The sequence below is a fragment of the Cupriavidus sp. DB3 genome (assembly GCF_020418465.1).
Classification (GTDB): domain Bacteria; phylum Pseudomonadota; class Gammaproteobacteria; order Burkholderiales; family Burkholderiaceae; genus Cupriavidus; species Cupriavidus cauae.
The window spans coordinates 132257-156691 of sequence record NZ_JAIZPL010000008.1 but is presented as its reverse complement, the minus strand read 5'-3'; the positions used below and the strand labels follow the sequence as shown (position 1 = coordinate 156691).

The 24435-nt window shown below is 67.6% G+C and carries 21 protein-coding genes; 4 read left to right on the top strand and 17 right to left on the bottom strand.

All coding sequences use genetic code 11. The features are described from left to right. Window positions 1–23: 23 nt before the first annotated feature. Window positions 24–1607 (bottom strand): argininosuccinate lyase, encoded by a 1584-nt coding sequence (gene argH / locus K7G19_RS23005; RefSeq protein WP_226109352.1) that lies wholly within the window; start codon window positions 1605–1607, stop codon window positions 24–26. A 140-nt stretch (window positions 1608–1747) separates the two neighbouring features. On the opposite strand from argH, the gene K7G19_RS23000 reads away from it, so the two are divergent. From K7G19_RS23000 to K7G19_RS22990, 3 genes are all read left to right on the top strand, one after another. Next, a complete protein-coding gene (locus K7G19_RS23000) occupies window positions 1748–2620 on the top strand; it encodes a LysR family transcriptional regulator (protein WP_150084596.1) in 873 nt (290 codons plus the stop codon). A gap of 84 nt (window positions 2621–2704) precedes the next feature. After that, window positions 2705–3403 carry an aspartate/glutamate racemase family protein gene (locus K7G19_RS22995; protein WP_149319494.1) on the top strand — a complete coding sequence of 233 codons (699 nt, stop codon included), beginning with the start codon at window positions 2705–2707 and terminating at the stop codon, window positions 3401–3403. A 480-nt stretch (window positions 3404–3883) separates the two neighbouring features. Next, window positions 3884–6013 (top strand): FUSC family protein, encoded by a 2130-nt coding sequence (locus tag K7G19_RS22990; RefSeq protein ID WP_226109351.1) that lies wholly within the window; start codon window positions 3884–3886, stop codon window positions 6011–6013. Window positions 6014–6201: 188 nt separating this feature from the next. On the opposite strand, the gene K7G19_RS22985 is transcribed toward K7G19_RS22990, so the two are convergent. From K7G19_RS22985 to fliF, 8 genes are all read right to left on the bottom strand, one after another. Further along, window positions 6202–8046, bottom strand: coding sequence for a PhoX family phosphatase (locus tag K7G19_RS22985; protein WP_226109349.1), 1845 nt, complete (start codon window positions 8044–8046; stop codon window positions 6202–6204). 317 nt (window positions 8047–8363) lie between these two features. Further along, on the bottom strand, window positions 8364–9029 hold the full coding sequence (gene alkB, locus K7G19_RS22980) for a DNA oxidative demethylase AlkB (protein WP_226109347.1): 666 nt from the start codon (window positions 9027–9029) through the stop codon (window positions 8364–8366). A 140-nt stretch (window positions 9030–9169) separates the two neighbouring features. Further along, window positions 9170–10630, bottom strand: a complete 1461-nt coding sequence (locus K7G19_RS22975) for a flagellar hook-length control protein FliK (protein WP_226109345.1) — start codon at window positions 10628–10630, stop codon at window positions 9170–9172. A 14-nt stretch (window positions 10631–10644) separates the two neighbouring features. Beyond that, window positions 10645–11103, bottom strand: coding sequence for a flagellar export protein FliJ (gene fliJ / locus K7G19_RS22970; protein WP_149319499.1), 459 nt, complete (start codon window positions 11101–11103; stop codon window positions 10645–10647). After that, entirely contained in the window at window positions 11096–12562 is a 1467-nt protein-coding gene (gene fliI / locus K7G19_RS22965) for a flagellar protein export ATPase FliI (protein ID WP_149319500.1), read from the bottom strand. The genes fliJ and fliI overlap by 8 nt, the downstream gene beginning before the upstream one ends. Further along, window positions 12555–13532 carry a flagellar assembly protein FliH gene (fliH, locus tag K7G19_RS22960; RefSeq protein ID WP_226109343.1) on the bottom strand — a complete coding sequence of 326 codons (978 nt, stop codon included), beginning with the start codon at window positions 13530–13532 and terminating at the stop codon, window positions 12555–12557. The genes fliI and fliH overlap by 8 nt, the downstream gene beginning before the upstream one ends. Beyond that, entirely contained in the window at window positions 13525–14517 is a 993-nt protein-coding gene (fliG, locus tag K7G19_RS22955) for a flagellar motor switch protein FliG (protein ID WP_023264265.1), read from the bottom strand. The genes fliH and fliG overlap by 8 nt, the downstream gene beginning before the upstream one ends. Beyond that, window positions 14507–16231 carry a flagellar basal-body MS-ring/collar protein FliF gene (gene fliF, locus K7G19_RS22950; protein WP_226109341.1) on the bottom strand — a complete coding sequence of 575 codons (1725 nt, stop codon included), beginning with the start codon at window positions 16229–16231 and terminating at the stop codon, window positions 14507–14509. Before fliF ends, fliG begins: the two co-directional genes overlap by 11 nt. Window positions 16232–16691: 460 nt before the next feature. Between fliF and fliE the strand changes: the two genes are divergently transcribed. Continuing rightward, window positions 16692–17012 (top strand): flagellar hook-basal body complex protein FliE, encoded by a 321-nt coding sequence (gene fliE / locus K7G19_RS22945; RefSeq protein WP_006577184.1) that lies wholly within the window; start codon window positions 16692–16694, stop codon window positions 17010–17012. Between the two features lie 49 nt (window positions 17013–17061). Here the strand turns inward: fliE and K7G19_RS22940 are convergent, their stop codons facing one another. The 8 genes from K7G19_RS22940 to K7G19_RS22905 form a co-directional block, all read right to left on the bottom strand. Further along, complete coding sequence (locus K7G19_RS22940) at window positions 17062–18105, bottom strand: Fic family protein (protein ID WP_226109339.1); 1044 nt, start codon at window positions 18103–18105, stop codon at window positions 17062–17064. Between the two features lie 359 nt (window positions 18106–18464). After that, window positions 18465–18752, bottom strand: a complete 288-nt coding sequence (locus K7G19_RS22935; protein WP_149319505.1) for an EscU/YscU/HrcU family type III secretion system export apparatus switch protein — start codon at window positions 18750–18752, stop codon at window positions 18465–18467. Then, window positions 18749–20140, bottom strand: a complete 1392-nt coding sequence (locus K7G19_RS22930; protein ID WP_226109337.1) for a flagellar hook-length control protein FliK — start codon at window positions 20138–20140, stop codon at window positions 18749–18751. Before K7G19_RS22930 ends, K7G19_RS22935 begins: the two co-directional genes overlap by 4 nt. A 69-nt stretch (window positions 20141–20209) precedes the next feature. After that, the gene (locus tag K7G19_RS22925; protein ID WP_226109335.1) at window positions 20210–20542 is read right to left on the bottom strand and encodes a flagellar protein FliT; all 333 of its coding nucleotides are present in this window, start codon (window positions 20540–20542) and stop codon (window positions 20210–20212) included. 2 nt (window positions 20543–20544) lie between these two features. Beyond that, window positions 20545–20985: a flagellar export chaperone FliS gene (gene fliS / locus K7G19_RS22920; protein ID WP_226109334.1), complete on the bottom strand. Its 441-nt coding sequence runs from the start codon at window positions 20983–20985 to the stop codon at window positions 20545–20547. Between the two features lie 21 nt (window positions 20986–21006). Further along, the gene (gene fliD / locus K7G19_RS22915) at window positions 21007–22455 is read right to left on the bottom strand and encodes a flagellar filament capping protein FliD (RefSeq protein WP_226109333.1); all 1449 of its coding nucleotides are present in this window, start codon (window positions 22453–22455) and stop codon (window positions 21007–21009) included. A gap of 45 nt (window positions 22456–22500) precedes the next feature. Then, window positions 22501–22872 carry a flagellar protein FlaG gene (locus K7G19_RS22910; protein ID WP_226109332.1) on the bottom strand — a complete coding sequence of 124 codons (372 nt, stop codon included), beginning with the start codon at window positions 22870–22872 and terminating at the stop codon, window positions 22501–22503. 130 nt (window positions 22873–23002) lie between these two features. Further along, the gene (locus K7G19_RS22905; protein ID WP_226109331.1) at window positions 23003–24316 is read right to left on the bottom strand and encodes a FliC/FljB family flagellin; all 1314 of its coding nucleotides are present in this window, start codon (window positions 24314–24316) and stop codon (window positions 23003–23005) included. Window positions 24317–24435: the final 119 nt, after the last annotated feature.

The following is a 24435-nucleotide window of genomic DNA, read 5'->3' as shown; positions in this document are numbered from 1 at the left end:
CGACGTTGCGCGCGGCCGGTCTCTCAGGCCGGGGTCGCGGCGAGCGCGGCGTTTTCGCGCTTGAGCGTTGCGCGGGCGCTGGCGACGGCCCGCCGCCGCGCCGCGAGTTCCGCGGCGGCCGCGTCGAGCTCTGCCTGCATCGTGACGAGACGCGCGCGCACCAGCGTGGGCGACGGACCGCCGGCGGCCATGCGGGCGCCGACACCCTGCACCGGGTCCAGGCAGCGCTGCACCGCCTCTTCGCTCAGGCCGATCGCGCGGCCGATCTGCTGGCGCGCGGCGATGTCCACCATGTCGCTGGTGATGCGGTCGGCGGGCAGTTGCGCGTCCAGCGCCTGGCGCACCACGGCGCCGACGATATGGTGCGCCTCGCGGAATGACAGATCGGCCTCGCGCACCAGCGCATCGGCAAGATCGGTGGCCGCGGAGAAGTCCCGGCGCGCGCGCAGCAGCATATTGTCGCGCAGCGGCGTGGCCGAGCCGATCACCAGCGTCAGCAGCCGGGCGCTGCGCAAGCATTCGTCGGCGCATTCCCAGAAGCTGCGCATGCTCTCGCGGTTGCCGTCGCCGGTATGCGAGAAGTTGGTGCCCTTGACCGTCGACAACGCGGCGGTCAGCAGGCCGGTCAGATGCGCGCCCTTGCCCTTCAGGTATTCGAGCACGACCGGGTTCTTTTTCTGAGGCATGATGCTCGACGTCCCGGCCACGCTGTCGGGGAAGTCGATCAGGCCGAATTCCGGCGTCGACCAGACGAAATAGTCCTGTGCGATGCGGCTCCAGCCGACGGCGGCGATCGTCATCGCCGACATCATCTCCCAGGCGAAATCGCGCGATGCCACCGCGTCGAGCCCGTTGGCGACGCAGCGCGAGAACCCGAGCAACCGTGCGGTTTCCTCGCGCTGGATCGGGAAGGCGGTACCCGCGAGCGCGCCGGCACCGAGCGGGCAGGCATCGAGCGCATCGAGCGTGCGCAGCAGCCGTTCGGCATCGCGGGCAAAGGCGTCGGCCAGACCGACGAGGTAATAGCCGTAGGTGATCGGCTGCGCCGCCTGCAGATGCGTGTAGCCCGGCATCACCGTGTCGGCGTGCTGCCGCGCCATCGTCAGCGTGGTCGTGAGCAAGGCCTGGATGGCCTCGAGCAGCGCCAGCCCGGCATCGCGGGCGCGCAGCCGATCATGCGTGGCGAGGATGTCGTTGCGGCTGCGTGCCACATGGAGCCGGCCGCCGGCGTCGGCGCCCGCGGTCTGCATCAGCTGCGCTTCGTAGTTGAAGTAGGCGTCTTCGCGCGCCGGGTCGAGCGGCACCGCGTCGGGGCCCGCGCGTTCGATCTCCTCCAACGCCCGCGCGATCCGCGCCGCCATCGCGCGCGGCACCAGCCCGGCGGCATGCAGCATCAGCAGATGGGCCTGGTTGATGTCGGTGAGATAAGGGAAACCGCTGGCGAAATCGCGGTTCAGCCGTGGCAGGTAGATCAGCTCGCACACTTCGGGAGCGGTGGCCTGCTGCAGGCGGCGGCTGACTTTGGAAGCGGTGTGGTTTGCGGTGCTGTTGGTGGCGCTGCTGGCGCTGTTGGCGCCGTAGGTGGTGTCGATTGCGTTCGTGTCCATATGGCCCGGGGGGATAGGGGAATTGGCATTGCGTTGTGGGCCAGTATGGAAATCGTCCCCCATATCGTCAAATCACAATCTGCGGTTGGCGCATACCAATTTGATATACCATCGCCACGCGCCTTCTCCACCACGACACGATGAACTTCAAGCAGATCGAAACCTTCCGCGCGGTGATGCTGGCGCGCTCGATGACCATCGCCGCGGAGCAACTCCATACCTCCCAACCGAACGTCAGCCGCGTGATCGCGCAGCTCGAGCGCGAGGCCGGCTTTCGCCTGTTCGAGCGCATTGCGGGCCGGCTGGTGCCGACCGTCGAGGGCGAGGCGCTGTTTCGCGATGTCGAGCGTGCCTTCGTCGGCCTGGATACGCTGCGCGATTCGGCGCGTGCGATCCGGCAGCTGGGAACCGGCGCACTGCGCATCGGCGCGGTGCCATCGATCGCGATGAGCGTGATGTCGCCCGCGATCCGCGAATTCCGCAAGCGGCATCCGGACGTCGCGATCTCCGTCCATACCAGCGATTCGCCGATGGTCGCCAAATGGACCGCGACGCGGTTCTGCGATTTCGGCCTGGTGTCCTACGTGGTCGATACGGCGGGCGTCGAGGCGACTTTGCTGCGCGATGTGCCGGGCGTCTGCATCGTGCCGGCCGACCATCGTCTCGCGCGCAAGCGCCGCATCGTGGCCAGCGATCTCGATGGCGAGACCTTTATCTCGCTGACCCATGGCGACGGCACGCGCGCCGCCATCGACGCCGCCTTCGTCCCCGATCGCCGCAAGCTGACGCTGGAGACGCCATACGCGGCGACGATCTGCACGATGGTCAGCATGGGTCTCGGCGTCAGCGTGGTGAATCCGGTGGTGATCCGCAGCCTGCGGATTGCCGGCGTCAAGGCGCTGCCGTTCGAGCCGGCGATCGTCTTCAACAGCTACGTGCTGCGCGCCCGGCAGCATCCGGAGCCGGCGCTGGCGCGGGCGTTTCTCGATTGCCTGCGGCGGGCGATCGGCTGAGTGCAAGACCGGCAGACGCCGCCGTCGCTACAATGACCCACGGTGATCCCACCGCCATCCGACCAACGCAACGGAATTCACGCCATGCCAAAACATATCGGCATCGTTGGCTGCTCCGCCGAGGGCGCCGCGCTGTGCTATCGGACCATTTGCGCCGAAGGCGCGCAGTTTCTCGGGCCGCACGGGCATCCCGAGATCTCGATGCATACGCCTTCGCTGGCCGACTATGTTGCCTGCCTGGATCGCGGCGACCTGCGCGGTGTCGGCGAGCTGATGCTCGATTCCGCCAACAAGCTGGCGCGGGCCGGCGCCGATTTCCTGATCTGTCCGGACAACACGATCCACCAGGCGTTCGAACATGTCGCGCCGCATTCTCCGCTGCCGTGGCTGCATATCGCCGAGGTGGTCGCGGACGAAGCGGCTCGGCGTGGTTATCGCAAGGTTGGCGTGACCGGTACCCGGTGGCTCGTCGACAGCGAGGTCTATCCGGAAAAACTGGCGGCGCGGGGCATCGAGGCGGTACGACCTGGTTTGCAGGAGCGCGCGGAAATCGGCCGGCTGATCATGGACGAGCTGGTCCGCGGCGTGCTGCGAACCGAAACCACCGCGTACTTCCAGAGCGTGATTGCCGGTCTGAAGGCACAGGGCTGCGAGGCGGTGGTGCTCGGCTGCACCGAGATTCCACTGATCATCAGCGATGCCAATTCGCCGCTGCCGACGCTCGACTCGACGCGGCTGTTGGCCCGCGCTGCGTTGCGGCTCGCGGTGGAGCCGGACAAATGAAGCACAATGTTGTGGCGTCCATGCCACAAATCTGCCGTCGCAGCGCGGGGTATTTGCAGCGGACTTGTTGCGTCGCAGCAGATGGTATATAGTCGAGTCTGTCTCCTCCACCACCTCGGTGGATTCCAGCCGCGCGAAACTTCGCGCGGTTTTTTTTCGCCCCTACGAAGGCGGCGAGCCGTGCCTGGTCGGGTCGGTTTCCCCGGCGATTTCCGCATATCGTAAGACGCGCCGCGAGAATGGCGGCTTGCGGGCGTCACGCTGCACCACACCGGCGATCCGCCCGCACCATCGCGCGGCAAGCCCGCACCACCGCGGCGAATACACGGTCCCGGCCGTCAATTTATTGCGTTGCAACATCGAATCTCATAGAGTGGCTGAAACGTCGATTTCCGCTACCCGATGCGCGTTGTATCCGCTCTGACTCGCCCAGTTTCCGCCGTCGCCGCCGCCATCCTCGCCACCGTTCGCGAGACGGCCATGAAAGCCCGCGCCGGGGGCCTGTGCCGCCGCGGCGTGGTCTATGGCGCCTCCTTTCTCGCCCTGGCCACGATGGGCTGGCTGGGCGCCGACCAGGGCCTGCTATGGTCGGCCACCGCTTCGATCTGGACCTGCCTCGCCGATCCGGGCGGCACCGCGCGAGACCGGTTGCCTCCGCTTGCCGCGGTGGGCGTCGGTGGGGCGCTCGCCAGCGCGCTCGGGGGTGCATTGGCTGGCAGTCCCGTGGCCGCCGTGGTGGTGGTGCTGACGGCCGGCCTTGCCGCCGGCATGGTCGAACTGCGCGGCACGGCCGCTGCGTTGTCGGCCAAGTTGCTCTACGTGGTGTTGATCGCGGCCTGCCTGCAGCCGGTGGGCGAGGCGAACGCCGCCACATGGGCGCTGGCGTTGGGGCGTGACTATCTGCTTGGCGGCGTGTTTGCCTGCGTGGTGTCGCTGGCGCTGCTGCCGTCTGCACGCGATACGCGGCCGCGGCCACAGATGGTGGCGATCTTCGCGGCGCTGGAGGCGCTGGCTCGCACGCTGGCCGCAGCGGCCGCGCTCGCCGGCGACCCGAACTCCGGTACGCACGACGATGGGCGGACCGATATCGGCAAGCGGCGCGTTCGCGAACGGATCGAGCAGGCGCGCGAACTGATCGCGACGCAGCGCTCGTGGTTCGATCCGGCCACGTTGCTGTATTACCGCTATCTGATTGCGATGGCCGAGGCGGTGTTCGCCCTGCTGATCGTCGCTTCCGAGTTGCGCGGCAGGCTAGGCCATGAACGGCTGCCGCTGCGCCACCTGCATCGCTGCCTCGACGACCTGCGCGAGCAGATCGAGCAGGGTCTGGCGCGCCACGTGGCCGATCTGCCCGCGCTGACGCGGTCGATGTATCTGCAGCTCAAGCGCCTGCACGGCCAGGTCGCCAATGCCAGCGCCCCGCCGTTGTATCACGCCGCGCTGGCATCGCTGGCGCGCTTTCCCGACTTTGCCGCATGGCGCGCGTCTTTCCATTGGCCGCGCCGCTCGCTATGGATCGGCCTGCGCGCGTGGGGAACGACGCTGGCCGAGCTCGGTGCGCGCGATGCGCGCGTGACGCGCCACGCGGCCCGGCTGGCACTGGCCGGCGGCCTCAGCCTGCTGCCCGGTCTGGTCTGGCAGCTCGATCATGGCTACTGGGTCGCGGTGACCGTGATCATGGTGCTGAGCCCGCAGCTGCAGACCACGCGCCGTATTTCGCTGCAGCGCTTCGCCGGCTCGCTGGGCGGCGCGCTGCTGGCCTGCATGGTGGGGCTGCTGCATCCCACCGCCCCAGTCGCGCTCGCGATCAGCGCGGTGTCGCTGTCCGCTGCCTATGTGGCCCGCCTTGCCGGCAGCCCGGGCCTGTTCGCACTGATGCTGACGCCGGCGGTGATCCTGTTTTCGTGGATCGGCGAACCTGCTTCCGACAGCAGCCACGTCGCAATGCTGCGCGGCGCCGATACCGCGTTCGGCTGCCTGATCGCGCTGGCGAGCTATCTGGTGCTCGCCCCGCGCGCCGAGTTGTCACGCGCCCGCCGCCGCGCGCGGGAAGCGGTGGCCATCCATGCGATCTATCTGCGGGCGGCCTTTGCGCAGGCACTGTCCGATGCCGAACTGGAACCGTCCGAGACGCGGCTGGAAGCGCTGCGCGTGGCCGCGGGCCGCGCATCGGTGCGCGCGGAACAGGCGCTCGAGCAGGCCGGCGCCGAACTGGGCCCGGCCATCGTGGCGGAATTCGCGCGGCTGCATGTGACCGTGCGGAAGATGGCGGCGCTGGCCGGCGTGATTCGCGCGGAGGCGGTCGGCAGCGAAGCGCCGGTACCGGCGAGCGCCGACACGCGGCGTTGGCTTGCGCAGGTGCAGGACGAACTGGCGACGCTGGCGGCGAGGCCAGGGGAGGCTGCAGCGACCGACATCGCCGTGAAGAGCGAAGACACCAAGCACGACGGCACCCATCAAGCCGCGCCGCCATGGCGCGACCGCTTCCTGCTCGAACAGGGGATGCTCGCCCGCCGCTATGCCGCGCAGGCGCACGCCGGCGTGACGGCGATCGCCACGATGGTTCCCGCGCGCGGCGGCCGCTGGCGCCGCGTCCTGGCGGCCGGCTGAACGGCTCATGAACGGCTCATGAACGGCTCATGAACGGCTCATGAACGGCTCTTGAACGGCTTCCTGGCCGGCATCGACCGGTTTCCGAGCGGCTTCCTGCCCAACCAGCAAAAAAGCCCGACGGCAGGTCGCCGTCGGGCTTCGGGAATTGCCGGCGCGAGGCCGGCATCGGACGCTATGGCGTACGCTTACGCGCCGATCGGCTTGCCGTCCTTGTGGCGAACCACGATGGTCGACGAGCGCGCCGGCAGGCTGGCGCTGGGCCATGCGCCGTTCGGGTGCTGGATGTTGATGAAGAACGTCGTCAGGTCCGGCGTGTAGGCGATGCCGGTGATCTCGCAGCCGTGCGGGCCCACCAGGAAGCGCTTGCACTCGCGGGTCTGCTGGTCGACGTAGTGCATCGAGTTGGCACCGAAGATGTCGGTCGTGCTGCTGCCGGTGCCGGCATCGGTCTGCACCCACAGGCGGCCCTTCGGATCGACGCGGATGCCGTCCGGGCTCGAGAAGGTGTCGCCGACGATGTTGCCCTTCAGGTTGTCCGCGGCCAGCGACGGGTCGCCGGCCAGCAGGAAGATTTCCCAGGTGAAGGTGGTCGCCAGCGGCGAGTCGCCCTGTTCCTTCCAGCGGACGATGTGGCCGTGCGGGTTGGTGGCGCGCGGGTTGGCCGCATCGGTGACGCGGCGGCCGCCGTTGTTGGTCAGCGTGCAGTAGACGGTCTTGTCCAGGCCCACGGTGATCCATTCCGGACGGTCCATCAGCGTGCCGCCGGCGACGCGGGCCGCGGCCTTGGTCTTGATCAGCACGTCGGCCTGGGTGTTGAAGTCCACCGTCGTCGGCGCCGGCGGCGTGGTCGACTGGGTGTAGTTGCCCGGATCGCTGGCGCCGGTGACCAGGCCGTTCTTGCCTTGGGTCAGCTCGACCCACTGGCCCGAGCCGTCGGCGTTGAACTTGGCCACGTACAGCGTGCCCTGGTCGAGCAGGTTGGCGTTGGCGGCGCGGTTGTTCGGATCGAAGGCATTGCTCGGGATGAACTTGTAGATGCAGCCCGGGGTGCCGTCGTCGCCCATGTAGAACGCCACGCGGTTGCTGGCGTCCGTCATGTACGCGGTGTTCTCGTGGTCGAAGCGGCCCATCGCGGTGCGCTTGGTCGGCGCGCCCAGCTGGTTCAGCGGGTCGATCTCGACCACCCAGCCGTAGCCTTCTTCCGGGTTCGACTGGTCGAGGTAGTTGTCGGTGGTCTCTTCGCAGGTCAGGTACGTGCCCCACGGCGTGGCGCCGCTCGAGCAGTTGTTCAGCGTGCCGACCACGCTGCCGCCGAGCGCGGCAGCGGCCGGGCCGCCCACCTTGTAGATGGTGTTGCCGGTATAGCGCTTGTTGTACTGCGAGTCGCGCTTGACGCGCCACTTGCCGTCGGCGAATTCGATTTCGATGATCGACACGCCGACCGACGACAGCGCGATGCGCTTCTGCTCGGCCGTGGCCGTGGCTTCGTCGTAGCTGGTCGGAAACAGGATGGCCGAATCCATCGCTTCGTGATTGATCGCCAGCAGGCCGCCCTTCTGCGGGTCGACGCCGGGGATCTCGAAGAAGTGCATGCCGTCGTGGTTGCCGCCGGCCTGGCGCTCGGTTTCCGCCGAGCTCTGGAATGAGCCGCTATAGCCGACCGAGCCGATTTCGACCGGATCGCCGGCGGAGAACAGGACCTCGTACGAGTAGTTCTCGGGCAGCGTCACCGTGTCGGCGGTGACCTTGTCCGCCACCGGGTTGAAGCCGATACTGTAGTCCAGTGGCTGGCTCGGGGTCGGGCCGGGGGCCGGAGCCGGGGCCGGCGCGGGATCGTCGTCGCCACCGCAGGCAGCCAGCAGGCCGGTCGAACCGAAGACCGACAGCAGCGACAGGCTCAGGCCGCCACGCAGGACCTTGCGACGGGCCGGGTTGGCGGCGACGATCTCTTCGAGCGTCTGGCCGGGAACGGTGATGTAGCCTTCAGCCGCACGGCGCGGCTCGCGCGCCTTATCGGTGATGTAAGACATGACGGGGGGACCTCCCTTTGTTGGATTGAATGCCGGGCATCGCATCGCGGCCTTATCGAGGTCTTATCGAAGCCTTATCGAAGCGATATCGAGGGCAATCGAAGACATTTCGCGGCCGCATCGTGCCAATGCGATGAATGCAGCGGCAAGTGCAAATTGACGGCGAGGTGGATGCTAGGGGCGGTCCGTGACGTCGCGATGAAAAGATGTCTGATGCAATGGCATCAAGTGCGGCGGAAGGCGCGGCCGGCGGCCTTGGCGACGAAACTTCATCGGGATTTCATCGGCGTGTCATCGCGCCGTCATGCCGGCGTGTTTCAGCCGGCCTTGCGGAAGGTCAGGTTCAGGCGAAGCGTCCCCAGCAGCGGATGGTCGCCGTCGGCCAGTGGCGCGATGCCGTGATAGAAGAGCCGGCTCGGCCCGCCCCAGACGACGATATCGCCGTGCGCCACGCGGATGCGGGCGGGACGGTCGGCGCGTCGCGCGCCGCCGAACAGAAACACCGCCGGCAGTCCCAGCGAGACGGAAACGATCGGCGCATGCAGATCGCGCTCGTTGCGGTCCTGATGCAGCGACAGCCGCGTGCCGGGCGCATAGCGGTTGATCAGGCAGGCGTCGGGCGCAAAACCGGGATAGCCGGCCGCCGCGGCGGCCTCGCGTGCCAGTTCGGTGAAGACCGCCGGCATCGCGGGCCAGGGCCGGCCGCTGTCCGGGTCGTTGGGGTCATAGCGATAGCCGCGCTCGTCCGACACCCAGCCGAGCGTGCCGCAATTGGTCATCGCCACCGACATGCGAAAGCCGCCGGGCGTGACCAGATGACGGAAGGGGGCTTGGGCGTGGACCTGTTCGATTGCCTGGCGCAGCGCCAGCGCGCGGGACAGCGCGAAGCCGCGCAGCACCACGGCACCCGGCCCGATCGCTTCGCTGTGTTCCCCGCCGCGGCTGTCGGGCTCGGGCAGGTTGTCGAACAGGTCGAAGGTCATGGGGGGACGGCGCGTGTCGATTCACTGGGAGAGGGAATGATACGCCGGCGGGTGGAATCGCCCGCAGGTTGACTTCCCTCTCCCGCGCGCGGGAGAGGGGTTGGAGGAGAGGGAGCCCACCCAGCTGACTATCCGCCTGCTCAGGCGAACGTATCGACCTCACCCAGCGCCACGCGACGCGGCGCCGCCGGTGCCGTCGCCGTCTGGGCCGCGCCAGGCTGCTGGAACTCCGTCACGCCCTGGGCGAAACCCTGGCCGCGATGCTGCGGGGCCTGCTGTTGCCCCTGGCCCGGCTGGCCGGCGAACTGCTCGGCGCCGACCGAGGTCTGGCCGAGCTGGATGCCGCTGTCGGCCATCGCATGGCGCAGTTGGGGCAGGGCGGCTTCGAGCGCCGCGCGCACGCTGGCGTGCGGCGAGACGAACTGGGCCTGGGCCTGGTCGTTGACCACATTGAGCACGACCTTCAGCGGACCAAGGTCGGGCGGGTTCAGTTGCAGTTCGGCGGTGTGGTTGCCCTGCGTGGTCAGGCGGACCATCTGCTGGCCCAGGGCCTGCGGCCACTGCGGATCGCCGACGCGCGGGGCCAGCGGCAGCGTGACTGCGGCTTGCGCGCCCGATTGCGCACCGAGCGTGGTGGCGGTGCCGTGCGCCAGCGGCGTGGCACCCTCGATCGGCGCGGCCATCGCGCCGTTGTCTTCACCCGGTGCCTTGGCGGCGGCCGACGCGGCCTGCAGGGCGGCCTGCAACGCGGCCGTCGGCGATACGGTGGTGCTGCTCGCCGCCGCAGCGGGCTGCTGTGCAGGGGCAGCGAACTGGCTGGCGGCGCCGTCGCGGCCGCCGGCAGCGCCGTCCTGCTTGCCGCCGGTGTCGGCGGATGCCTGCCCTTGCGCGGCGGTCAGCGCGGACCTGGCAGCCGCGTCGAACGACACGGCGGGCTTGCCGGCATCCGCATCGGCCGGCGTGGCGGGCTTGGCCGCGGCCGCGTCCGGCGCGGTGGTGGTCGTTGCCAGCGCCGCGCGTTGCGACGCGATGGTGTTCAGGGTGTCCTCGGCCAGCGACGATGCAGCTTCTGGTGCGGGGGCCGCAGCCGGCAACTGGCCGGCGATGGCAGCGTTCGCCGCGACAGGCGTGGCCGTGCCAGCCGCCGGGCCCGTGCCGGCCGCGGCCGCAGCCGCCGCACCAGCCGGACCAGCCGCGGGCGCGGCCGGCAGCATCGCCCCCAGCAGCGTCGCGGCGGCCGCGGCTGCGGCGTTGTCGTGGGTGCCGGTCTCGTCGTCGGCCAGATCGGTGCTGTCCTTCCGGCCTTCGGCGGCGCCCTCGGCCTTGCCGGTGCTCCCCTGCGTCTTGCCGGCATCGGCGCCGGCGTCGGCCGGGTCCGCCTTCTTGCCGGTCTCGGCAGCGTTCTTGCCTGCGCTGTCGGCCGTTTTGCCGCTCTTGGCCGGCTGCTGCTGTTGGCTGGCCGCGCTCGCTTCGCCGGCCTGCGTCTGGCGTGCGCGCGCCAGGGCATCGCCGAACTCGCTCGCGCCCGAAGCGGGCTGCGGGTTGCGCGGAGCGTTGGCGGGTGCGGCGCCGCCGCTGACGATTTGGCTGATGTCGATCATCTGTACTTGCTGGCTTATTGGTTGTGTCCGCTGCCTACCTGCTGCCGGGACAGGCGCGCGGCGTACTCATCGGTGGCCCGCTGCTCGCGGCGCGCGGCAATCTGCTGCTCGCGCGACTCCGCACGCGCAATCAGCGTGTCGAACGAGTTCAGGCGCTGCTTCTGCTTCTGCCAGTTGGCGCGGCCGGCCAGCAGCTGCGATTCGGCCTTGGCGAGCGCCTCCGTCTGCTGGCGGATCGCGGCGTCGAGCGAATCGAGGAACTGGGAGAAGTCGTGCCAGCGCGCCGACGGCATGCCGTTCTGCATCAGGGCCTGCATGCGCGCGCGGTATTCCTGCCGGTACTGGGTCAGCGCGGCGAGCTGCTGCTCGGCCTGCGTGCGCTGGCCCTGCAGCCGTCCGAGTTCGCGCGCGGCGGTGTCGGTGTCGTTCTGGGCCAGGTCGGCCAGCGTGTTCAACGGGGAGGTCTTAGCCATTTGCGCTCCTGTCGAAGAGCAGATGCAGTTGATCGATCGATTCGCCGTACCCCGCGCGCTCGTGAATGTCCTGCTGCAGGAAGGCTTCCATGCGCGGATGCAGGCGGATCGCCAGATCGAGTTCGGGGTCGGCGCCCGGTACGTAGGCGCCGACGCTGATCAGATCGCGGTTGCGCTGGTAGCGCGACATCAATTGCTTGAAGCGGCGCACCGAGCCGAATTGCTCCGGCGAGATCAATGCGGTCATCGCGCGGCTGATCGAGGCCTCGACGTCGATCGCCGGATAGTGGCCGGCCTCGGCCAGGCTGCGCGACAGCACGATATGGCCGTCGAGGATCGCGCGCGCCGAATCGGCGATCGGATCCTGCTGGTCGTCGCCTTCGGCCAGCACGGTATAGAAGGCAGTGATCGAGCCGCCGCCCTCGGCGCCGTTGCCGGCGCGCTCGACCAGCGTCGGCAGCTTGGCGAACACCGAAGGGGGGTAACCCTTGGTTGCCGGCGGCTCGCCGATGGCCAGCGCGATCTCCCGCTGGGCCATCGCATAGCGCGTCAGCGAATCCATGATCAGCAGCACATGGCGGCCCTGGTCGCGGAAATACTCGGCCAGGCGCGTCGCGTAGGCGGCGCCCTGCATGCGCAGCAGCGGCGAGGTGTCGGCCGGCGCGGCGACCACCACGGAACGGGCACGGCCTTCCTCGCCGAGGATGTTCTCGATGAAGTCCTTCACTTCGCGGCCGCGTTCGCCGATCAGGCCGACCACGATCACCTCGGCGCTGGTATAGCGCGCCATCATGCCGAGCAGCACGCTCTTGCCGACGCCGGAGCCCGCGAACAGGCCCATGCGCTGGCCGCGGCCGACGGTCAGCATGCCGTTGATCGCGCGCACGCCAACGTCGAGCACCGTATCGATCGGGGCGCGCGACAGCGGATTGATCTGCGAGCCGGCCAGCGGTACTTCGCGCGCGGCCTGCAACGGGCCGAGGCCGTCCAGCGGCCGGCCCGCGGCGTCGAGCACGCGGCCGAGCAGCCCCTCGCCGACCGGCAGCCGCTTGGAGCCGGGCTCGCGCGGGGCGCTGTCGCCGCTGGGCAGCGGCGACGGTTCGAGCGGATAGACGCGCGCACCGGGCACCAGGCCCAGCACGTCCGATTGCGGCATCAGATAGAGGCGGTCGGCACCGAAGCCGACCACTTCGGCCTCGGCCATGCGCGGACCCTGGCCGCTCACGCCGGCATGGCCGGGGATTTCGATCAGGCAGTCGCTGCCGACCGGCAAGCGCAGGCCGACGGCCTCCAGCACCAGCCCGGCGGCGCGCGTCAGCCGCCCGCAGCTGCGCTTGCTGTCCAGCTCGGCCACGTTGGCGGCGGCGCCGGCCAGCGCATCGCGCCAGCGCTGGCCATGCAGCTGCGGCGCGCTGCTCGGGGCGGGGTTTGCCGCAGGGGCGGCAACGGGCTCACGCATCGGGCGCTTCCCAGGGATCGTTGCGGCCGAGGGCCTTGACCACGCGGCTCCAGCGCGTGGCCAGCGTCGCATCCAGCTCGCCGCTGGCGGCGCTGGCGATGCAGCCCCCGCGCGCGACCGTCGCATCGGCGCGCACCGACCAGCCGGCCGCTTCCAGCTCGCCGGCCAGGTGCGTCTGTACCAGCTCGATATCGTCGGGATGGAGCAGCAGGCAGGGCGCGCCGGACAGCGCCGGCTCGTTGGCCAGCAGCTCTCGCACGGCGGGCAGCAGCACGGCCGGGTTGTGCGCGACGGTGTCGTGCACCAGCTTGCGGGCGACGTCGAGCGCCAGCGCGATCAGCGTCTGGCCGACCTCGTCGTCGATGCGGCGCAGCGCGGTGGCGAAGGTGCCGGCCAGTTCCTGCAGGCGGGCGGCCTCCTGGCGCGCGGTCTCGAGGCCGCGCGCATAGCCTTCGCGATGGCCGTCGCCGTAGCCCTGGGTCTGGCCCTGCGTGTAGCCCTGGGCGTAGCCTTCCTTGCGGGCGCCCTCGCGCATCGCGTCGAGCGCGGCGAAGTCGATCGGCGGCGGCGCCGGTTCGTCGGGTTCGGCTTCGAACTTGGGCGGCGGAGGCGGCGGCGCGTCGAAGGCCGACATCTTCCAGCGGCGCCAGCCGTTGCTGTCGCGGCCACGGTCGCCAGGCTTGCCGCCGGCGGCCGGCATATCGGTGCCGAACGCGTCGAAGCCTTCGAAGCCCGTGCTGTCGCGGCCGCCGCGCAGGTTCAGCCCGGCGGAAGGGGCCGACGAAGGGGCCGACGGAGCGGCGGACGAAACGGCGGACGAAACGGCGGACGAAGCGGCGGACGCGGACGGCACCGCGGCGCGGGCCTGGGCGCGCGGCTCGTAGCGCGCGCCGAAGCCGTCGTCGCGATCGTCGTCGAGCGAGCCGCCGAGGTGGTGGCCCAGCGCCTGCCGCGCGTAGGGATTAGACATAGGCATCGTCGCCGGCTCCGATCTGGATTTCGCCGGCGTCGGCCAGGCGTCTTACCACCTGCAGGATGCTCTTCTGCTCGGCCTCGACCTGCGACACGCGCACCGGGCCCAGCGCTTCGAGGTCCTCGCGCAGCATCTCTCCCGCACGGGTCGACATGTTGCGGATGAACTTGTCGCGCAGTTCCTGCGGCGCGCCCTTGAGCGCGACGATCAGCGACTCGGTGGCGATTTCCTTCAGCACGCGCTGGATGCCGCGATCGTCCACTTCCAGCAGGTTCTCGAACAGGAACATCTCGTCGATGATCTTCTGCGCGAGGTCGCTGTCGTGCTGGCGCACGCCGGCGATCACCGCTTCCTCGTGCGTGGTGTTCATCAGGTTGATGATCTCGGCCGCGGTGCGGATGCCGCCCATGCGGCTGCGCTTCAGGCTCTGGCCGGCCAGCAGCTTGGTCAGCACGTCGGTCAGTTCCTGCAGCGCGCCCGGCTGCACGCCGCCGAACGTCGCGATCCGCAGCACCACGTCGTTGCGCAGGCGGTCGGTGAACAGTGCCAGCACCTCCGAGGACTTCTGGCGGTCCAGGTGGATCAGGATGGTGGCGATGATCTGCGGATGCTCGTCGCGGATCAGCTCGGCCACCGAGGTCGCGTCCATCCAGTTCAGCGAGTCGATGCCGCTGCCCGGGTCGCGCGATTCCAGGATGTCCTCGATCACCGACAGCGCGCGTTCCTCGCCCAGCGCCTTGTTCAGGACGCTCTTGATGAACGTGCTCGAGTCGACCGACAGCGCAAGGAACTGCTCGGTCTCGCTGCGGAACTCGGCCAGCACGGCCGCCATTTCTTCTCGCGTGACGGCGTTCAGCGACGCCATGGCCGAGCCCAGCGTCTGTACTTCGCGCGGCGACAGGTGCTTGAACACCTCGGCCGCCGCATCCTCACCGAGCGACATCATCAGGATGGCGCTCTTCTGCAAGCCCTCACCGTTCATCGCTAGACATCCAGTTCTTGATCACACTGGCGACCAGACGCGGGTCGCGTTGCGCGGCGTCGCGCACCAGGGCGAGATCGCTTTCGTATTTGGCGGTCAGGCGCAGCACTTCCGGATCCGGCTGCTGCTCCTCGACCGGCAGCAGCACGGACTCGGCCGCGTTGGCCTCGGCGGGCGGCGGCAGCGGCGGCGCGGTGTACTTGCGCACGATCGGCCGTGCCACCTTGAACCACACGAACAGGGCCAGCAGTGCCAGCAGCAGGTATTGCGCGGCGGTCTTGGCCAGCTCGATCATTTCGGGTTGCTTCCACAGCGGCAGTTCCGGTTTGATTTCCTCGCCGGAAGTGAACGGGCTGTTGACCACATTGAGCGAGTCGCCCCGCGCCGGCGAGAAGCCCATGGCCTCCTTGGCCAGGTTCTCGATCTGCGCCAGTTGCGCCGCGGTCAGGGGCTCGCTGGTGATCTTGCCGTTCGCGCCGGCCACCTGGCGATGATTGACCACCACCGCCACCGACAGGCGGCGGATGCCGCCCGGTGCCTGCTGCACGTGGCGCACGGTGCGGTCCAGCTCGTAGTTGGTCGTCGAGTCGCGGCGGGCGCTGCTCGGGCCGGCCTGTGCGCCGGCGAGCGCGGCCTGCGTGTTGGCGGTGCCGGCTTGCTGTCCCTGGGCCTGCTGGCCGGTCTGGCCTTGCTGTCCTGGCTGGCCCTGCTGCCCTTGCTGGCCCGGCTGCTGCGTGACCACCGGTGCGGCGGCCTGCAGCGGCGGCTGGTTCGACAGCGCCCCCGGCACGCCGCCGACCGGCGAGCCGCCTTGCTGGTTCGACTCGCTGGTCTGCTGGCTGCGGATCGCCGCGCGGGTCGGATCCTGGTTCGGCTTGAACGACTCGTCGGTGTGCTCGACGATATTGAAGTCCACGTCGGCGGTGACCTGGGCCTTCACATTGCCCTGGCCGACGATGGGCGCGAGGATCGACTCGACGCGCTGCACATAGGTGCGCTCGAGCGTCTGCACATACTTGAGCTGCGTGGCATCGAGCATGCGCTCGTTGCTGCCGTTGCCCGACAGCAGGTTGCCATGCTGGTCGACGATCGAGATCGACTTGGGCGTCAGCTCCGGCACGCTCGACGACACCAGATGGCTGATCGCCGCGACCTGGCCTTCGTCGATGGCGCGGCCCGGATGCAGCGTCAGCACGATCGAGGCGGTCGGCTTCTGGCGCTCGCGCACGAACAGCGTGGGCTTCGGAATGGCCAGATGCACGCGCGCGGACTGCACCGCGGCGATCGATTCGATCGAGCGCGCGAGCTCGCCTTCGAGTCCGCGCTGGTAATTGACCTGTTCGGCGAACTGGCTGATGCCGAACTTCTGGTTGTCCATCAGCTCCATGCCGGCGTTGCCGCTCTTGGGCAGGCCCTGCGACGCCAGCCGCAGCCGCATCTCATGGACCTTGTCGGCCGGCACCATCACCGCACCGCCGCCCTCGGCGAACTTGTACGGCACGTTCATCTGCTGCAGCGACGCGATCACCGCGCCGCCATCGCGTTCGGACAGGTTGCTGTACAGCACCTTGTAGTCGGGGCTGCGCGACCACAGCACGCCGACCGCGATCGCCGCGGCCAGCGCGGCGCCGCCCAGCATCAGCGGCAGGCGCGGATTGCCCTTGAAGCGCTCGATCAATTCCGAGCGGTTGCCCAGCACGGCTGCCGCATTCATGCGCGGGCCTCCGTATTGGCCGACCCGCCGAGCCGGCCGGGCAGGGGCGAACCTTGCCGGGGGCGCAATGCGCCGCCCTGGCGGTGGCCGATGTCGGCATGGCTCAGATCACGCAGCAGACAAAACACGCGTACTCTCCGCGATAGTTAAACAAAGGGGCGCCGGTGTCGTTAATGCATTCGCTGGCAGCAAACCAGGGATGCGGGTGGGGAGCGGCAAGGCGACAGCCCGCCAGACCCGGCACGGTAGCGATGATCGGTTACCGAGCGCACAGACAATCCGGGGAATAGGACGGCTTTTCGGTCCGATTTCGGCCTATGCCGGGCCGGACGCGGCAGGTACGCTTCGGCTGCTGGATTGGGCGGGGCCCGCGTTTGGCGTTCCCAAGCCCTTCCGATCGACCCATTCAGGGGTGCCGGCCTCGTTTCGGCGCCTCGCCAATCACGGAAAAGACAGACCGATGAGTTCGATTGCATCCATCGAAGGCATGCTGCAGCAGCTGCGCGGCCTGGCGCAGAGCGCGTCGGGCACGACTTCCCAGACCGCCCCGGCCGCCGCCTCCGGCTTCGCCGGCGAGCTGCAGCGCTCGCTGCAGAAGATCAGTGGGGCCCAGGAACGCGCCTACGGCCTGGCCGAGGCGTTCGAGCTCGGCAAGCCGGGCGTCGCGCTGAACGACGTGATGATCGAAATGCAGAAGGCCAGCATTTCGTTCCAGACCGGCGTGCAGGTGCGCAACCGGCTGGCGATGGCGTATCAGGAAGTGATGAATATGGCGGTGTAAGCGTCGTGCTTGCACGCGGTAGCGCCGCGCCGCGCTTCGCTCCCTTTTTTCAGACTTCTGCCTCCGGCCACAGCCGCGGAAAGACGAAACGAAGGCTTTGTAACGGCAGTGCGAAGTGCAGATCATCGCGGTGCGATCCCGATCGCAGGATGCCGAAGTCGATCAGGGAGCGCGTCACGCGGCGTGTCGTGGCCGCGCTTTCACCAAGAATCTGAGCGAACTCGCCTCGGCTCAGAGGACGCATCAGCGCCGCAGTCTCCAGGGCCAGCAGGGTTTTTTCCGGCTTGATCAGTGATTTTTCCGAGCCGATTTGCCATGGGTTGGCATGCAGATAGGCCAGCAAATGATGCAACCTGGATCGCAGGCCCGCAAAATCCATCATGCCCAACATGAAGTCGATTTGGTCCAGGCAGCAGTCCAGGAAATACAGCACGAAGTTGACCAACTCTTCCTGAGACAAATTCCCGCGGCCGTCGAGGTCATTCCGGCGTTGGAGGTCGGCATTGGCCAGTCTTGCGTAATACGTTTCCTGGCTTCGCGCGAAGGCCCGCAGCGGCGACCATAGTCCCTGCGTCAGTCCGATGCGGTGAAGTATCAAATGGGTATGCAGCCGACATACCCGGCCGTTGCCATCAATAAATGGATGAACCCACGCGAGCCGGTGGTGGGAGCAAGCCGTGGCGATCAAGATGCTCTCCAGTCCACGTATGCGCCGGTAGCATCCGCTCCATTCCCTCATCAAGCGCGGAATGACAGCCGGCTCGGGCGCGATGTGTTTTCCTACGCGAACCGACTTTCCACGATATTCGCCCGGGATTACGTTTTCGCCTTGCTCGCTTTGCCGGTATTCGGCCGGCATGGCGTCAAAGAACAGGCGGTGAATATGCTGGACAAAGACAGGGTCGAACAAATCTTCGATCTGCATGCCGGCCAAGCGCTGTTCCAACGCCTCCTCGGTACGGATGTGCGCGATGGCGAGCAGTTGCTTGGTTTTCTCGTCGCTGTCTGTTGAGTACTGCCGTCGCAATGCCTGCTCGATATTGGCGGGCGTCGTGTGCTGCCCTTCAATCTTGTTCGAGTAGTAGGAGTTCATGCTCCGCAATAACGGCGCCACTGCTTGTCCGACAGGTGTCTTCTGGTATGCCGAGAGAACCTGGACCTTCTGTAGAAGCGTACTTGTCCGCTCTCGTGGTTCTGAGAGCACCCGTTCTTCGGGGAAAAGCGGCTGGAACGACGAAGTGTCGAGCATGGTGCGCAGGGAGAACGGCGATTGAGCGGATGGTCGGAGCGATTGTTGTGGGGTTTTATATCCTACAAGTCGTTGAAAGGAAAGGAATTTCCTTAAAAGCCTGTAGAGATCGTAGTAGGGATGGGTGGTGAGAGAGCAGCCGATAGCTTGCCGCCCCGTGGTGGCCCGGTCGATGAGACGGCTCTGAAAAATGCCTAGGAGCGTTATTCGATCCGCACGATTCCGGTATCGACTTCCAGTCGATGCAGCCACGCCAGCAGTTCGGCCACCGCCGTGTAGAGCTGAGGCGGGATCTGGCTGTCGAGGTCGACCTGCATCAGCAGGTTGACCAGCGTCGGGGAGTCGTGGACATAGACGCCGGCCTCGCGGGCCTGCGCGATGATCGAGTCGGCGATCAGGCCGTAGCCCTTGGCCACCACCCGCGGGGCGGCATCGTTCTGGCGGTACGACAGCGCGACCGCCGCGCCGCGGGGCGAGTCCTGCTGGCTCATGCGGTGCCCTCCGCGTCGGTGTCCCGGCGGATCGAGAAATGCAGCAGGTCGATGCCGCGCGCGCCGAGGTTGTCGCGCAGCCGGCCCTGCGCGCTATCGAGCATCCGCACGATGCGGTCTTCCTGTACCGCCAGCCGGGTTTCCAGGCCGTTCGGCGTCAGCGTCAGGCGCGCTTCCACCGTTCCCAGCTGAGGCAGTTCCAGCACCAGGCGGCTGGACCATGTGCGCTCGTCCGCGGTGTCGCCGTGCTCGCCGGAGGACCCATGCTCCTGCTGCCGTTCGGCGATGTCCCATTGCATCGGCGTGCCGGGCCACGCCTCGCCGGCCCAGCGGAACTGCTGGGTGGCCAGCAGTTCGAGCTGCTGACGGACGATGCCTTCGGTATTCGGATGGATGGCGGGCGCGGCTTCCGCTTTCGCCAAGTTGGGCGTCGCGTCGGGCCGTGCCTGTGCGTCGTCGGTGGTCACGCTCAGCAGGGTCTGCGCGCCGGCCTGACGGGCGGCGTCGTTGGCGGCGGCCCGGTAGGCCTGCGCGGCTGCCTGCAGCGAGCGTGGCGTTTCGTTGCCGCGCAGGGCATCTGCGCCGCGCGCGCCGGTGTCGCCCGCGGTCGCGGCGGGATCGTCGGCGCTGGCTTCGGGTCCCCCGCTCGCGGCCGAGCGGGCGGCATTCAACGCGGCGTCGAGCACGGCCTGCGAGGGTTCGGCGGCAGCCAGCGCCTGGATCGCGCTGCTCAGGGCCTGGGCGTCGGTGGGCGAGGCGGGAAGCAGGTTCGGCAGGGGAGCCGTGCTCGCCGGTTGCATCGGCGCACCGGGCTGCTGTCCGTAGGGCCCCGTCGCGGACCCTGGAGTAGACGCGGCCCCACTCTGCAGTGCCCCGCCGGCGCCAGCCCCGGGATAGGGATGTCGGCCGATTCCCGCCTGCGGCTCGCGCGCCAGACTGGCCAATCCACGTTCGCCGGCGATCCATTGCGCCAGATGCGATTCATAGAACAGGCCGCTGTCCTGCACCAGATGCATCAGCGCCTGCCGAACCTGCGTGGTTCCCTCGGGCAGGCGCGTGGGCGGCACGGCCAGCAGCGGTCCGGCGCTGCGCAGCGGCGCGGCGGAGCCCTGCGCCAGCAAGGTAAGGATGGTACGGGCGGCGAAGCTCAGGGTTTCGCGGGTGGAGCCTGTCGGCGTGGTGGCCGGAGGCTGGCCCGGTGCGCCGGCGCGTACCGGCAGTTCGACGGCCCCGGTGGACGTGCCGTCGGATTGCCGCACCGTGGCGCCGCCGGGACTGGCGGTTGGAATCAGCGCGGCCAGCTTGTTGGCCGACACCTGCGCGCGCAGCGTGTTGGCATCGAGGCTTTGCCCTGACGGCGAACCGGGCGGCAGATGGATCGCGGTCATGGGGAGGGTTCCGGATGGTCCGCTGGGTCACCGGTTTGCCGGCGACGGCCAGCGGGACCCGGCATGGAGTCAGGCAGGGCTGCCGTAGGCGTGCGAAAGATTCTGGCGGCGGCGCGAGTCGCCCAGCAGCTGGCCCAGACGGGCCAAGTGCGGCAGCATCAGGTCGCGGATGCGGGCGTCGTACGCCAGGATCCGGTCGAGCAGCGCGTGGCGGCGCATCCGTTCTTCGGCCGAGACCGGAACGTTGTGCTCGAGCTCACGCAGGCGGTCCACGACGGCCAGGTAGACCTTCTGCACGTCGTTGAACGCGGTCCAGTTTTCCGCCTCGGCGGCTTCGAGCATCTGCTCGGACAGCACCAGCAGTTCCTCGTAGTTCAGCACGGTGGGAGACACGGCGTGCATGATCAGTTCTCCTGTGCTTCGGCGACGGCTGCCGGCTGCACGGCATTGTCGCCGGCTTCTGACTCACCGATCTGCGCCCATGCGGTGGCGAGGTTTTCCAGCAGCGCGTCGACCTCGTTGAGCAGCGTGACATCGCTGCGTACATTGGCCAGCAGCAGGCGGCGGGTCATGTAGTCGTACAGCGCTTCGAGATTGGCGGCGATCTCGCCGCCGGTGTCGTGGTCCAGCACCGCGCGCAGGCCGTTGTCGACGATGTCGATCGCCTTCGAGATGGCGTTGCCGCGCTCTTGCACGTCGCCGGCATCGAGATGGAACTTGGCCCGCGCAATGGCCGAGCGGGCGCCGTCGTACAGCATGGCGATCAGCTTGTGCGGGCTGGCGCTCATGGCTCCGGTCTGCACGCCGACCCGTGCGTAAGCGTTGATTGCTTGGCGCGCATACATGATGGCGATCCTTGCCGTTGGTTACTTCTTGGTCTGGTTGGCCAGCGCGGCGAATTGCTGGTTCAGATAGCTGCTGGTCTGGTTCAGGTTGCTGACCAGCAGATCGAGCTGCGTGAACTGCGCGCGGTAGCGCTCGATGGTCGCGTTGACGCGGTCCTCGACCTGCGTGTAGCGGTCTTCCAGATCCTTCAGCGTATCGGTCAGGCCATCGGTCGCAACCTTGATCGCGCCGTTGGTTTCGTTCAGGTCGTCGATCGCGTCGGTGATCTGCTTGCCGAAGCCGCCGGTGCCGGTGGTATGCGAGAACATCGATGTAATACCGCCGAGGTCCTCATTTATCGCCTTCGTCAGCTTGGCATCGTCGATTGCCAGCGTGCCGTCTTTGGTGAACGCGACACCGATCTCAGACAGCGTGATGGTGCCGCCGTTGCCGTCAGGCTGCGGCACGTTCAGCATGCTGCGCAGGCGCGTCTGGATCGAGCGCAGCGTGCTGTCGCCGTTCAGCGCGGCGCTGCTGCCGGTGGTCGTGTCGAACGAGGTCAGCGACTTGGCCGTGCTCTGGATATTGTTGTAGGCGGTGACGAAGCCCTGGATCGCGGCCTTGATCGCGTCGTTGTCGCGCGTCACGGTCAGGCTGCTCGTGCCGGTCTTGTTTAGCGTCAGCGTCACGCCCTGGGCCGCATCGGTAACGGTATTGCTCTGGCTGACGACGTCGATGCCGTTGATCTTCAGCTTGGCGTTGGTCGCTCGCACCGTTTCCTGCATGCCGCTCGGCTGGGTTGCCTGAGTCGGGTCGAAGCCAACCAGATTGCTCAATTCGGGGCTGTCCGCCGTAATCCGCATGCTGGATTTCTCGCCCGTCGTGTTGGACGTCAGCACCAGGCGATAGGGCGTGCCGCTGCCGTCATTGACGATGCTGGCGGTGACGCCGACGTTCGCTTTGTTGATGGCATCGCGAATGCCCTGCAGCGAGTTCTCACCGGGTTTGATTTCGACGGTCTTGGTGCGCGCCGCATCGGCGGTGAAGCCCAGCGGATCGGTATAGCCGCCGGTGCCCTCGTTGTAGCCCTGGCGCTCGCCGAATTCGAAGGTGATCTTGCCGGTGCCGATCGCGGTGGTCTGGCTGGCTACGTTGGTGCCAACCAGCGATTGCGCCTGCGCGAGGCTGGTGACGTTGACCGAATAGGTACCCGGCACGGCGTTGGAGCCTGCAGCGGCCGACATGACGTCGGTCGACCCAGCCACTGCCTTGGCTGCTCCGAACGTGGCAGCCTCGGACAGCTTCTTGGCGGCGCTTTGGTAGGCCGACAACACGCTCTTCAACGTACTGAACGCCGAGAGCTTGGCTTGGTAACTGGACGCCTGGCTTTCGAGCAGCTTCAGCGGAGCCTTCTCGGCGGTCTCGAGCTTCTCGAGCAGCGAGCCGAGTTCCAGTCCGGAGCCGATACCGATGTTGGAGATGGTAGCCATAGTCTTCTGCCTTTGTTGTTCAGCTTGTCTACGATGCGCGGGTCGTCATGCCGCCTGGCGGACGAACATGCCCTGCAGCCTGTCCAGCGCGCGGGCGAACCGCAGCACTTCCTCGGTCGGCATCTGACGGATCAGCTCGCCGGTTTCCTTGTCGATGACCTTGGTCACGACGCGGTGGGTAACTTCGTCGATCTCGAAGCGCAGGCCGATTGACGTGGTCCGAAGCACCTCGGTCAGCTCTCCGATCGCTTGGCGGATGTCGACCGCTGCCTCCCCGGCCTCGCCTTCGACGGCCGGCGGGATGGCCGGGTCCGCGCCGCCGGCGACCGGCGGCCATGCAGCGGCCGTGCGCTGCGGCACGGCCGACAGGGCCACGCCGGAGGCCGTGGCGACGGGCGAGACGGTGGGAGGTGCCATGGTCGATTCCGCTTCGGTTCGGTTCGATCTGGGCGCTTCCGAAGAAACGCTTTGCAGGCAGCGAACTGCCTGCAAAGCATTCCCAGCGGAAAACCAGGCCTTGCGGCCCGGCCTTCCGCGCCGTTGCGAATTAACGCAGCAGCGACAGCACGTTTTGCGTGGTCTGGTTGGCTTGGGCCAGCACCGAGGTACCAGCTTGCTGCAGGATCTGCGCGCGGGTCATGTTCGACACTTCCGTTGCGTAGTCAGCGTCCTGGATGCGCGAGCGCGAAGCCGACAGGTTGGTCACGGTGGTGCCCAGGTTCGAGATCACCGAGTCGAAACGGTTTTGCACCGCACCCAGCGAGCTGCGCAGCGTGTCGACCTTGGAGAGGGCGGCGTCGAGCTTGGCCAAGGGGCTGGCAGTCGCGACACCGGTGAACTGTGCGGTCGGGGTGGCGGCAGCGTCACTGATATCAATCGTGGCTGCGGCACCGTTGCCGTACGACGTTCCGGCACCTACGGTCGAAGTCACAGCGTAGTTGCTGCCATTTACCGTCGCGTACGTCGCCGGGGCGTTGCCGGCGGCGCCGTAGCTGACCTTCACGAACTCGGTGAAGGCCTTGGCGGTAACGGTGTTATCGGTGTATGTGCCGGAAACCGTAGCGAGCGTGATTTCATCGGCATCACCAGCGCCTGCGCCCAAGGCGGTAGTTGCGGCATAGTACTCGTCGCCGACCTTAAGGACGTAGGCGTCCGCTACTGCGGCACCGGTCTTGTCCTGCACTTGATGCAGCGTAACGGAGTTGATATCGACGGACACGCCAGCATCCTTCAGCTGTTGGAGTGCACCGGACATATCAATGCCGGCGTCGCCTAGGCTGGTGGGGAGCTGAGTGGTGAGATCGATTGCGGCACCAACGTTCAACGCGGTTTTTTTGACGGTAAAACCTTCGAGACCCAGGGTCTGCGCGGTAATCTCTTTCAGACTGATATCGATGGTCTCGGTGTCGTTTGCGCCGACTTGTACTTTCAGCGTGCTATCTGCAGCCAGAACCTTAACTCCGTTGAACTGGGTTTGAGCCGACACGCGGTCGATCTCATCGAGGCGCTGCTTGATTTCGTCCTGGATCGACTGCAGGTCGGAAGCCGAGTTCGAACCGGTGGCGGCTTGTACGGCCAGTTCACGGACACGCTGCAGGTTGTTGTTGACTTCCGTCAGCGCGCCTTCGGTCGTCTGCGCCAGCGAGATGCCGTCGTTGGCGTTGCGCTGAGCTTGCGTCAGGCCGCGGATGTTGGCGGTGAAGCGGTTAGCAATCGCTTGACCAGCCGCGTCGTCCTTGGCGCTGTTGATACGCAGGCCCGAGGACAGGCGCTGGATCGCGGTGTTCAGCGCCGATTGCGACGTGTTCAGGTTGTTCTGAGTCATCAGAGACAACGAGTTGGTATTAATGACTTGCGCCATGGTACGACTCCTATTTGCAATGTTTTATGCATTCCGGCGGGTGCCGTAACGTTGGCTGCCTGCACTGCAGGGCGTGAAGTGCCTCCGTTGCCAAGGTTATCGACCGGGCTGCCGAAAGG